General features: G+C 43.3%; 8 protein-coding genes, 1 pseudogene and 1 riboswitch. Of the genes and pseudogenes, 1 reads left to right on the plus strand and 8 read right to left on the minus strand.

Features of this window, described 5'->3' with window-relative positions; all coding sequences use genetic code 11:
- Window positions 1-18: 18 nt before the first annotated feature.
- The 4 genes from recJ to guaB form a co-directional block, all read right to left on the minus strand.
- Entirely contained in the window at window positions 19-1,719 is a 1,701-nt protein-coding gene (gene recJ / locus J2Y37_RS05775) for a single-stranded-DNA-specific exonuclease RecJ (protein WP_349032186.1), read from the minus strand.
- On the minus strand, window positions 1,720-2,376 hold the full coding sequence (gene pdxH, locus J2Y37_RS05780; protein ID WP_130160768.1) for a pyridoxamine 5'-phosphate oxidase: 657 nt from the start codon (window positions 2,374-2,376) through the stop codon (window positions 1,720-1,722).
- Window positions 2,377-2,388: 12 nt separating this feature from the next.
- Window positions 2,389-3,726 carry a phosphoglucosamine mutase gene (glmM, locus tag J2Y37_RS05785; RefSeq protein ID WP_349032187.1) on the minus strand — a complete coding sequence of 446 codons (1,338 nt, stop codon included), beginning with the start codon at window positions 3,724-3,726 and terminating at the stop codon, window positions 2,389-2,391.
- A gap of 126 nt (window positions 3,727-3,852) precedes the next feature.
- A complete protein-coding gene (guaB, locus tag J2Y37_RS05790) occupies window positions 3,853-5,316 on the minus strand; it encodes an IMP dehydrogenase (RefSeq protein WP_349032193.1) in 1,464 nt (487 codons plus the stop codon).
- Between the two features lie 287 nt (window positions 5,317-5,603).
- Between guaB and J2Y37_RS05795 the strand changes: the two genes are divergently transcribed.
- Complete coding sequence (locus J2Y37_RS05795) at window positions 5,604-7,763, plus strand: TonB-dependent siderophore receptor (RefSeq protein WP_349032188.1); 2,160 nt, start codon at window positions 5,604-5,606, stop codon at window positions 7,761-7,763.
- A 57-nt stretch (window positions 7,764-7,820) separates the two neighbouring features.
- Here J2Y37_RS05795 and J2Y37_RS05800 read toward each other — a convergent pair whose 3' ends face one another.
- From J2Y37_RS05800 to aceE, 4 genes and pseudogenes are all read right to left on the minus strand, one after another.
- A complete protein-coding gene (locus tag J2Y37_RS05800; RefSeq protein WP_005194050.1) occupies window positions 7,821-8,396 on the minus strand; it encodes a TMEM165/GDT1 family protein in 576 nt (191 codons plus the stop codon).
- 85 nt (window positions 8,397-8,481) lie between these two features.
- Window positions 8,482-8,622, minus strand: a riboswitch (yybP-ykoY riboswitch).
- 40 nt (window positions 8,623-8,662) lie between these two features.
- Entirely contained in the window at window positions 8,663-8,944 is a 282-nt protein-coding gene (locus J2Y37_RS05805; RefSeq protein WP_349032189.1) for a hypothetical protein, read from the minus strand.
- A 133-nt stretch (window positions 8,945-9,077) separates the two neighbouring features.
- A complete protein-coding gene (locus tag J2Y37_RS05810; RefSeq protein WP_349032190.1) occupies window positions 9,078-11,024 on the minus strand; it encodes a 2-oxo acid dehydrogenase subunit E2 in 1,947 nt (648 codons plus the stop codon).
- A 2-nt stretch (window positions 11,025-11,026) separates the two neighbouring features.
- Window positions 11,027-11,748 (minus strand): annotated as a pseudogene (gene aceE, locus J2Y37_RS05815) (pyruvate dehydrogenase (acetyl-transferring), homodimeric type); the annotation flags it as partial.

Below are 11,748 nucleotides of genomic sequence, written 5' to 3' on the forward strand. Positions count from 1 at the left end.
CGCCCTTAGGGCGATTTTTTATTGTGTTAAATGTACCACTTGCAATTGCAAGCTAGTATTTCCATTATAGATATTACGTTCTAGGGTATAAACCAAATCGACATAGCCCAACATCGGATTAAATTCAAAACGATCAACTGCATTAAAAGCAATTGCATCAACAGATTGCTGCCCAAGTGAAACTTTTAATTTCAAATGTTGGTCTTTCAACCAGCGATAGTCAATCACTTTAAAGCGACCTTCAAACTGAGGCAGCGGAAACTTTTGCCCCCACGGTCCAAGTTGTTCGATCCAATCCAATGTGGACAAATGTAAAGCTGAATCAACTAACTGACCGTCTGTCCACAATGTCGCTTGAAATAAATCATCATCCATTTCAGCGATAGACTGAGTAAATACTATTTTGAATTCATCAAAATCTTGCTTTTTCAGGGTCAAGCCTGCTGCTGCTGCATGCCCACCAAAATGACTGACCAAGTCAGGGCGCTGTTCCGCCACTTGTTCAATCATGTCACGGATATGAATCCCATCGATGGAACGCGCAGATCCTTTGATATGAATACCATCTTCATCAGGGGCGAATACTAAACTTGGGCGATAAAATTGTTCTTTTAGCCGCCCAGCGACGATACCAATCACACCTTGATGCCACTGCTCATCAAACATCACCAAAGCTGCTGGCAGATGTTCGGTTTCAAGCTGAATATGTTGCAAAGCCGTTAATGCTTGTTGCTTCATTTCAGTTTCAACCTGACGACGTTCGATATTCAGTTGATTGAGTTGTTGTGCGATCGGATAAGCGGTTGCCAGATCTGGTGCTAACAAGCATTCAATACCGATACGCATACTTTCCATACGCCCAGCCGCATTAATTCGTGGTCCGATGACAAACCCTAAATCTTGCGCGCGTAATGTTGCGGCATCGCGTTTGGCAATATCCAGTAAAGCCAAAATTCCGGCACGACATTGCTGCTGCTGAATGCGCTTTAGACCCGTATCAATCAATATTCGATTGTTATAATCCAAAGTTGCCACATCCGCATAAGTGCCGAGTGCGACCAAATCTAAATATTGGGTGACTTTACAGCTACTTTTACCCTGCTGAGTACGAGCACTTGCTAGTTTGGCCAACACATAAAAGGCAACACCCACGCCGGCCAATGCTTTACTCGGAAAATCACAACCCAATTGATTTGGGTTGACCACCGCCTCTGCATTTGGCGTCGCTTTTGTGGTCAAGTGATGATCGGTAATAATCACTTGCATTCCCAATGCCTGTGCTGTTTCTACCCCTGCATGACTGGAAATACCATTATCGACTGTAATCAGTAAATCAGGCTGATAGCTTTGTTGTGCCAGCTCAGCAATCTTTGGGGTAAGCCCGTAACCATATTTAAAACGGTCGGGCACGAGATACTCAACGTCTGCACCCATTTCCCTTAATACCAAAACCATCAACGCCGTACTGGTTGCACCATCGGCATCATAATCACCGATAATGACAATTTTTCTGTGCTGATCAATCGCATGATCAATCAGTTCAACGGCAGTATCTAAGCCTTTTAAATTGGGTGAAAGTAAATGCTTTAGCTTTAGCTCAAGTTCTTGTTCAGATTGAACCCCTCGTCTCGCTAAAATTTCAGCCATAAACGACGGTACGCCCTGAAACTGTTCAGGGCGTGTCAGAAAAGGCCTTTGTTGAATCTGCATTTTGGTCATTTATGGCATCAAACGTTGGATAATCCAAAGTCCATTTTGTTTTTCATAACTCAAACGATCATGTAACCGATTCGGTCGTCCCTGCCAGAACTCATAATAGTCAGCCACTAAACGATAGCCACCCCAAAATTCTGGCTTGGCAAGTTCACCCTGCTCACCGATCTGCTGCTGCAAGTCTTGGAAACGTTGCTGTAACTCGTCGCGGCTGGCAATTCGTCCACTTTGCGGTGTACTGATATGGGCTGCAATCTGGCTATCACGTGGGCGTTTGTGATAATACTCGGCTGACTCTTGTTCAGAAATCTTGATCACCTGTCCGCTAATCCGTACCTGACGCTCTAAGCTCGGCCAATAAAATAACAATTCGGCAAAAGGATTCTCAGCAAGGTCTACACCTTTTTGACTGTCATAGTTGGTATAAAAGTCATAGCCTGCTTCCGTTGCACCACGCAACAGTACGGTACGCACATGTGGTCGCCCTTGGGCATTTGCCGTTGCCAAAGACATGGTATACGGCTCATGTAAATGTGCAGCCAGAGCATGATTAAACCAGTTTAAAAACTGAAGATGAGGATGATCACTAATTTGTGCTTCGTGTAACTCACCTTGTTCATAGCTTAAACGTAATTCACTTAAGTCTTTAATCACATCACTCATGCCGACTCTCCACTATGCAACTTGGGCTTGGGCTCGTACTGCATCAGCCAATTGATGCGCTAAAGTTTCAACTTCTTGTTGTTGATCACCCTCAACCATCACCCGAATCACAGGCTCAGTCCCTGATTTACGTATCAAAAGTCGCCCACGTCCTTTCAATTGTTGCTCAGCTTTTTCAAACTCGGCAACCAAAGCGGGAATCGAATATGGATCAATCATCTGCTGTAAACGTACATTGACCAGTACTTGTGGGAATAAATCAAAACCTTCGACCAACTCATGTAAAGCTTTGCCTTGTTCGACCATCACTGTTAACACTTGCAATGCTGCGATAATTGCATCACCCGTGGTGCTCTTATCCAGTGTCAGAATATGACCTGATGGCTCACCGCCAATCACCCAATCATTTTCTTCAAGCGCTTGTAAAACATAACGATCACCTACACTCGCACGGACAAAACCGACATTGGCTTTTTGCAATGCCAACTCAAGTGCCATGTTGCTCATCACTGTTCCAACCACCCCTATCGGCTTATTTTTCGCCTGTGTCGCTAGGATATATAGAATATGATCACCATCAATCAACTGACCATTTTTATCTACCATCACGACGCGGTCGGCATCACCATCAAAAGCAATACCTAGATCAGCGTTATGTTCAACAACTGCTTTCTGTAAATGTTCAGGATGAGTAGAACCACAATTTTCATTGATATTTAGACCATCTGGTTCGTTATACATCGAGATCACTTTAGCACCCAACTCACGGAATACTGAAGGTCCTACGCTATAAGCAGCGCCATTGGCACAATCCACCACAATTTTTAAATTACGCAAATCAAAATGGTACGGGAAAGTCGACTTACAAAATTCGATATAGCGTCCATTGGCATCTTTTACCCGAACGCTTTTGCCTAAACTCGCATTGTCCTCAATTTGAAGATCATTTTCTAATTCTTGGTTAATTTGCTCTTGCAATGCATCGGGAAGCTTTTTGCCTTCACTCGAGAAAAATTTAATGCCATTATCATAATAAGGATTATGTGATGCTGAAATCACAATCCCAGCATGAGCATGTAGTGCACGGGTTAAATGGGCAATGGCTGGCGTCGGTAATGGACCTAATAGATGTACATATACACCTGCTGCATTAAGACCTGCTTGTAGAGCCGCCTCTAAAATATAACCTGATAAGCGTGTATCTTTGCCCAAAACAACAATTGGCTTATTTTTCGGACTGGTGCGTTTTAATACTTTTCCAGCCGCAAAACCTAATTTCAATGCAAACTCAGGAGTAATTGGCATTTGTCCAAATTTGCCACGAATTCCATCAGTACCAAAATAACTCATTATTTACTCACTTTCTTATCTTTTATATGGATTGTAACCATATCTTTTTCATGTTATTCACTTTACACCAAAACCAAAAAACCGTCAGTGAACTGACGGTTTTTCAATCTAAATAATTACCAAAAATCAACCAATACGATAGTTAGGTGCTTCTTTGGTAATCGTCACGTCATGCACATGTGATTCTTGCATACCCGCAGAGGTGATCTTCACAAACTTCGCGTTTTGCGCCATTGCTTCGATATCCGCTGAACCTGTATAGCCCATAGATGAACGTAAACCACCCATCATTTGATGCACAATCGCACTCATTGGACCTTTATAAGGTACACGACCTTCAATACCTTCAGGAACAAGCTTTTCTACACCTGCTTTGGCATCTTGGAAATAACGGTCAGACGAACCTGAAGCACCAGACATCGCACCTAATGAACCCATACCACGATAGGCTTTATAGTAGCGCCCTTGGAAAAATTCAACCTCACCCGGCGCTTCTTCAGTACCCGCCATGAGTGAACCTACCATGATCGTGCTTGCACCCGCAGCAATCGCTTTCGCCATATCGCCTGAGTAACGAATACCACCATCAGCAATCAAAGGAATCTGACCTTTTAAAGCACTGGCAACATTATCAATCGCAGACATTTGAGGAACGCCAATCCCTGCAACTATACGGGTAGTACAAATTGAACCTGGGCCAATACCGACTTTCACAGCATCTGCACCAGCATCAAGTAATGCCAATGCTGCATCACCAGTGGCAATATTGCCGCCAATCACTTGAACTTGTGGGAAGTTTTGTTTAACCCAACGCACACGTTCAATCACACCAGCAGAGTGGCCATGTGCCGTATCTACGACAATGACATCCACACCAGCTTCAACCAACGCTTCTACACGTGCAGGTGTTTCAGCACCCGTTCCAACCGCAGCGCCCACGCGTAAACGACCGAGTTCGTCTTTACAGCTATTTGGATAAAGCTCAGCTTTACGGAAGTCAGTAACCGTGATTAAACCTTTCAGTGCATTGTTTTCATCAACCACCAATACTTTTTCAATACGATGTTTTTGAAGAAGTGCTTGAATATTTTCTTTCGATTCGCTTTCAAGAACCGTTACTAAGCGGTCTTGACCTGTCATGATGTTGCTTACAGGTTGCTCAAGATTGGTTTCAAAACGCGTATCACGCCCTGTCACGATCCCAACCACTTTGCCATCTTTCACCACTGGCACGCCACTAATGTTATTGGCTTGCGTAATCGCAATCAATTCACGAACAGTGGTTTCAGGTGTAACAGTGATTGGATCTTTCACCATCCCCGCTTCAAATTTTTTCACACGGCGTACTTCAGCGGCTTGCGCTGCAATATCCATGTTTTTATGCAAAATACCAATACCACCATTTTGCGCCATCGCAATCGCCATACGTGACTCAGTCACTGTATCCATTGCAGCCGAAACGAGAGGGATATTAAGTTGAATTCCGCGAGTTAATCGTGTCTTTAGAGAGACATCTTTTGGGAGAACAGTTGAGTAGGCAGGAAGTAATAAGACATCATCGAAGGTTAACGCTTCTTGAACGATGGTCAGCATAACAATCTCACTGGTAATTTCCGTGAGCTATTATAAACAAATTTCGCTGTATTTTTCATTTTCTATGATGAAATAATTTTTACACCATTAAATCTTTGCTATTTCGCCCACAATTCTGCATGCCACCCCGATCACCACCACACATTTCCGATCATTTTTAGAGACAAATTGCCTGCTCACTCAATTTAAAAATAAATGTTTTGGACATTTTAAAAAAGCTCTTTTTTAAATACAATAATTCTCATTATCAAATCCAACTTCTGCTTGTCTAGGCTGACTCACTTATGCGACCATCGCAACGACTCCCATCTTCACCCACCCTCTTAGCGCTTGCTGTTTTTACAGCGATGACCACAACGCATGCAGCAACTGCGACTCCCCAAAGTAGCGAATCAACCAATATCCTGCCCACAATCGAAATTCAGGCAGAACAAGAGCCTACATCAAGTTACGTGGCCACCAAAGCCAGCTCAGCGTTAAAGTCAAATGACCCGTTATTTAAAACAGCTCAGTCCGTTAGTGTGATTACCCAAGAACAATTAGAACAGAAACAAGCCTCTACGCTAGCCGAAGCCATCAATGGGGTTGCGGGTGTGGTATCAGGGCAACTTGGACGACGTGGCTGGGATGATTTTATTATTCGCGGGCAAAACTCATCAGATCAGGTGTTTATTGATGGATTACGCCAAGGACAAAGCACTTTCGTTGCCACCGAAATTTCAGGTATGGATCAAGTCCAAGTTTTAAAAGGTCCTGCATCGGTCAATTTTGGTTTGGTACAACCGGGTGGCATGGTCAATATGGTGACCAAGCGCCCCCAAGCAGAAAGTTTCTATCGCGGAACATTGACCTATGGCTCAAATCAACTCAAACAAGGTACATCTGATCTCAACTACAGCCCGAATAATAGCGATAAAGGTGCTTTTCGTATCAATGCCCGAGTTGCGGATCAAAACGATCCAACTGATTTTGTCTATTTTAAAAATTATTATATTTCACCTTCTTATAATTTTGATTTAGGTGAAAATACGGATTTATCGGTGATTGCCAGTTATCAACATCGTGAATATATGCGCCAACAAGGCTTGCCTGTTATGGGTACTTTATTGCCGAACCCGAATGGCTCATTGAACAGTAAATTATTTATCAGTGAACCTGCACATGGTGGTTACGATGCGGATGTTTACCGTGTCGGTTATAATTTTGCTCATCAGTTTGAAAATGATTGGCAATTCAAGCAAAATTTTGCCGTACAAAAAACCGAAATGCTAGGTCCAGCAGTGTTTGCAGCAACAGGTAAAAACTTTTGGGCGAAAGATAAAGATGGAAAAATTGATTACACCACGATTCAGCGCCAAGGGCGCTACCAAGACGTGGATAATCTAAACTTTGCGATCAACAATCAGCTACAGAAAACCTTTAAACTAGCCAATATGGCGCATGAATTGACTGTTGGTGTCGATGCCATGCAAGAAAAAAGTGATTACATTAATAATCGCTGTACAGTCGGCAATTTGAATCTATATAAACCGCAATATGATACCACCGTGGTTTGCCCTGAAACGCCAACCAATCATGATATCAATCGTCTCAGATATACTGGCTTATACCTACGTGATCGAATCCAACTCAATGATCAGTTGGTTTTAAATCTTGCTGGACGTCATGATTGGGCAGAAACCAGCAATACCAATTTGATCAAAAACACTGAGACAACACAATCTGATAATGCCTTTACAGGTAATGCTTCTCTGCTGTACAGCATTAACGATCTGGTTGCACCTTATGTCAGTTATGCAACGTCCTTCTTGCCCGCAACAGGAACGGATTTTTATGACAATGCCTTTAAGCCAGAGAAAGGAAAACAAATCGAAGTCGGTTTAAAACTGCAAAGTCCCGACCAACATATTCAAGGCAGCATTGCATGGTTTGATTTACGCCGCCAAAATGTTTCTGTTACCGACCCAATAAATAGTGGTTTTAAAGTACAACGTGGCGAACAAATGACACGTGGGGTCGAAACTGAAATCGCCGCTCAGCTCTTTGATCAGCTCAAAATCACAGCCGCTTATACGTATACACCTGACGCTGAAACCAGCAAAGATACCGTAGCCAATAATATCGGATTGCGGATCGATAATATTCCCAAACACAGCTACAGTCTTTCTACCCGTTATCGTTTTGAACCGAATTCTGATATAGGCTGGTATGTGGGTGCTGGCTTGCGAGGTGAAACGAACAAAAGCGTCAATGGTTTATCTGTGGATATCCCAAGCTACACATTATTTGATACTGAAGCGGGTTATGATGCCGAACATTGGGGTGCACAATTGGCGATCCGCAATATGTTTGACAAAGATTATTATGCTGGTGCGCTGAATGAGAATCTAATTACTTTAGGCAATCCACGTCAGATTAACTTTACGGTGAAGTTTAAATATTGATCTTTTGATTATAAAAAAACGCACGCTAGAGCAGCGTGCGTTATCAGGATCACAACTTTAAAAGAAATAATGCTGCACCAAAGCCGATAAACCGATAATTAAGAAAATTGCTGCGCCAATCTTATGGATCAAAGCAATCGGCAAACGTTCAGCCAATTTATTACCAATAAATACCGCAGGTGCATTGGCAATCATCATGCCTAAGGTTGTGCCGAGCGTGACCCAAAAAATACTGTCAAAACGGGCTGCCAATGCGACCGTTGCAATTTGGGTTTTATCGCCGATTTCTGCCAAGAAAAATAAGATAAATGTTGCACCAAACACACCAAATTTTTGCCATTTATTGATATTTTCAGTTTCATCACCCAACTCATCTGGAATCAACATCCAAATTGCCATCCCAATGAAACCCAGTGCAAGGATCCACAATAAGATCTCAGGACTCAGGACGGTGGTAATCCATTGCCCAAGTACAGCCGATAAACCATGATTAATCAATGTTGCCAATAATATAGCAATGAGAATCGGAATCGGTTTCCGAAAACGTGCGGCAAGCAATAAAGCCAGAAGTTGAGTTTTATCGCCCATTTCTGCAAGGGCAACGATAGAAGTCGAGATGAGAAATTCATACATTGTTGAATGCTCTGGCTAGCAAAATATACCGATGACCTATCCCTCCTGCTAGCCAAAATCAAATAGATTGATTGCAGAGTGATAAATCAAAGGTCTTGCCAACAAAAGCACAGCTAAAAAGCTGTTTTTGGTTCTTTGCTATGATGACCATGTTCTGTTGAACAATTATGTTGATCATCACCTCTTTACTTTGCGTAAAGAGCGGCTACTCCCCAATGAAGTGATTTTATTCTAACAAATCCATTGTCGATTTAGAATCGCTAAATTTAGATTTTTTGATACCACCACAGTACACATCTGAAAAGCCCCAATAGGCATGCAAAAACGACATTGCCGCCAATAATACCCATACTTCCCCAACCGCTGGTGCTACCAGCATGCTGCGCTTGATATTCCATTGTCATCGCCACGGTCGCAAGTAACACCTCCAAACCCATTACCGCATAAAGAATCCATTCCCATGGAAAGTGTAAGTAACTCACCCACAACCCCATCAGCACAAAAGCAATCAACACGAGCGGTAACATCACTTTATAAATCGCGAGCATCTCTACTTCCTGTTTAAACGTATTGAATCCTGATGATTTATTCTAAATAAAACAGCGCTCAAATAAAGTCTGATATTTTAAATTTCCCAAAAAGAAAACCCCGCATAAGCGAGGCTCTCTACATTCAAAATATTTACAGCAATAAACTGCGAATATCTTTTAACAACTTGGTGAGCTTATTACTAAAACGTGCCGCATCCGCACCATTGATCACACGATGATCATAAGATAACGATAGTGGCAACATTAGGCGCGGATCAAATTCTTTGCCATTCCAGACTGGCTGCATGGTTGCAGGTGAAATACCCAAAATTGCAACTTGAGGCCAGTTGACCAGTGGTGTAAATGCCGTACCGCCAATTGAACCTAAGCTGGTAATAGTAAAGTTCGCACCTTGTAAATCTTTCGGTGACAACTTACGATCACGCGCTTTTTGGCTCAGCTCAGCCAATTCAGTGGCAATTTGCTTAATCGACTTCTGGTCAGGATTGCGCAATACAGGAACGGTTAATCCATCTGGCGTTGCAACTGCAATGCCCATATGAATTTCATTACGTAATAGTACTGATTTTTGATCATCCGCCAAGTGTCCAGCAAAATAAGGCTCTTCTTTCAGCAAGTGTGCAACCGCTTTGGCAATGAATGCCAAGATGGTTAAGCTAAGACCCTGCTTTTTGAAACCATCTTTGAGTTCACCACGCCACGCTTCTAACTCAGTAATATCCGCTAAATCAAACTGCGTGACTTGAGGAATAAAGTTATTCAATGACAACTGCGGAACAGAAACTTGCTGCAAGCGCGTCATCGCTTTAACTTCACCGCCACCGAAGGCATTAAAATCAGGTAAAGCTGGCAAACCAAAAGCCGCTGGTGCAGCTTGAGTTGTTGGACTTGTTGGCGCTGTAGTTAATCGAGTTTTTACATATGCAAAAACATCGTCTTTCATCACACGGCCATGCTCACCCGAAGCTTTGACTTGCCCAAGTACCACACCCAATTCACGTGCCAACTTACGCACCGCTGGGCCAGCATAAACCTTGGCATTGTCTGCTTCTTGTGCTTTAGTTAACTTATCTGTTTGTGTTGCAGCAGTAGGCGCTGATGCCGCCACTGCAGGCTGCGGTTTTTCCGCGGCTTTAGGCTCTGCCGAAGGAGTGGTCTGGATCTTTGCTGCGGCTGGCGCAATTGTCTGACCACTGACTTCAACCGTTGCCAACGGCATCCCTTGGCGCACATCTTGATTCAATGTCACATGAATGGCTTTCACGATGCCAGCAGATGAACTTGGTACTTCAACCGAAGCTTTGTCCGACTCGACCACGCATAAACTTTGTTGTGCTTCTACATGATCACCGACATTGACCAAAATTTCAGAAACAACTGCCTTATCTACACCAAGATCAGGCACTGTGATTTCAACGTCACCTGTTATGGTACTGGTTGATGCAGGCACTTCGGCTTCAGCAGGTTCAGCTTGCGGCGCTGACGCAGTTTCAGTGGTTGTTGTTTTGACTTGAATCAATACAACCCCTTCTTTAACACTGTCACCTTCTTTAATCTGAATCGATTCAACCACACCTGCGACCGAGCTTGGCACTTCTACTGTGGCTTTGTCTGACTCAACCACTACGATGCTTTGCTCAGTTTCAATCTGATCACCAACTTTGACCAAAATTTCTGCAACCAATGCTTTTTCAACACCAATGTCAGGCACTTTCACATCAACCACTTGCGTCGCAGTCGCTGTTTGAGCCGCCACAGGTGCTGGTTGAGTTTCAGTTTTCTCAGGTTGCGCTTCCGCTTTCGGACTTTCAGACTTTGGTGCTTCAGTAGCCGTCTCTTGTGCAGCTTGAGATTCTTCCTCAAGCTCAATCAGTGCAACGCCTTCTGTGACTTCGTCACCTTGTTTTACCAAAATGCTTTTGACGACCCCTGCGGCGGTACTTGGTACTTCAACCGTTGCTTTGTCTGATTCTAGAACCAAAAGGCTATCCTCAACTGCAACGTGATCACCCACTTTTACCAAGATTTCTGCAACAAGAGCCTTATCTACGCCAATATCAGGTGCTTGGATTTGCATGATTATTTCCCCTCACCTGTTTGCGCTTCATGGTATTCAGCAACTGCCTGAACTTCTGGATGCGCTTGTGGAGCCCAAGCCACTGGACGATCGGTATCTAACTCAAAGTTAGAAATTGCATCTTTAACTAAACGGGCATCTACTTCACCTTCGTCAGCTAATTTTTTCAACGTCGCAACAACGATATGCGCAGCATCAACACCAAAGAAACTACGTAAGTTCGCACGTGTATCTGAACGGCCATAACCATCTGTACCTAATGCAACAAATGGACGACCATCAGGAAGATATGCACGAATTTGTTCGCTGTACGCACGCATATGGTCTGTAGCAGAAACGACGATACCTTCTGTACCACGTAATTGTTTAGACACCCAAGATTCTTTCACTTCTTCAGCAAGCGGGTGTAAGCGGTTGTATTCTTCACATGCCATACCATCACGTGACAACTCATTGAAGCTTGTTACACTCCAAACGTTTGAATGGATTTGGTATTCATCACGTAAGATTTTAGCAGCTTTAATCACTTCACGAAGAATGACACCTGAACCAAGTAATTGGACAGTTGCTTTTTCATCATTTTCGAACAAGTACATACCACGTTTAATGCCTTCCTCAGCGCCTTCTGGCATTGCAGGATGCTCGTAGTTTTCGTTCATTACCGTGTGGTAATAGAACACAGGCTCTAGGTTTTCATACATACGTTGTATACCGTCATGAACGA

This window comes from Acinetobacter sp. 3657 (assembly GCF_031456775.1).
GTDB lineage: Bacteria > Pseudomonadota > Gammaproteobacteria > Pseudomonadales > Moraxellaceae > Acinetobacter.

What these genes read in the sequence shown, in the direction of transcription:
- recJ (WP_349032186.1), bottom strand. Translation starts at nt 1,719, where the DNA reads ATGACCAAAATGCAGATTCAACAAAGGCCTTTTCTGACACGCCCTGAA.
- pdxH (WP_130160768.1), bottom strand. Translation starts at nt 2,376, where the DNA reads ATGAGTGATGTGATTAAAGACTTAAGTGAATTACGTTTAAGCTATGAA.
- glmM (WP_349032187.1), bottom strand. Translation starts at nt 3,726, where the DNA reads ATGAGTTATTTTGGTACTGATGGAATTCGTGGCAAATTTGGACAAATG.
- J2Y37_RS05795 (WP_349032188.1), top strand. Translation starts at nt 5,604, where the DNA reads ATGCGACCATCGCAACGACTCCCATCTTCACCCACCCTCTTAGCGCTT.
- J2Y37_RS05800 (WP_005194050.1), bottom strand. Translation starts at nt 8,396, where the DNA reads ATGTATGAATTTCTCATCTCGACTTCTATCGTTGCCCTTGCAGAAATG.
- J2Y37_RS05805 (WP_349032189.1), bottom strand. Translation starts at nt 8,944, where the DNA reads ATGCTCGCGATTTATAAAGTGATGTTACCGCTCGTGTTGATTGCTTTT.
- J2Y37_RS05810 (WP_349032190.1), bottom strand. Translation starts at nt 11,024, where the DNA reads ATGCAAATCCAAGCACCTGATATTGGCGTAGATAAGGCTCTTGTTGCA.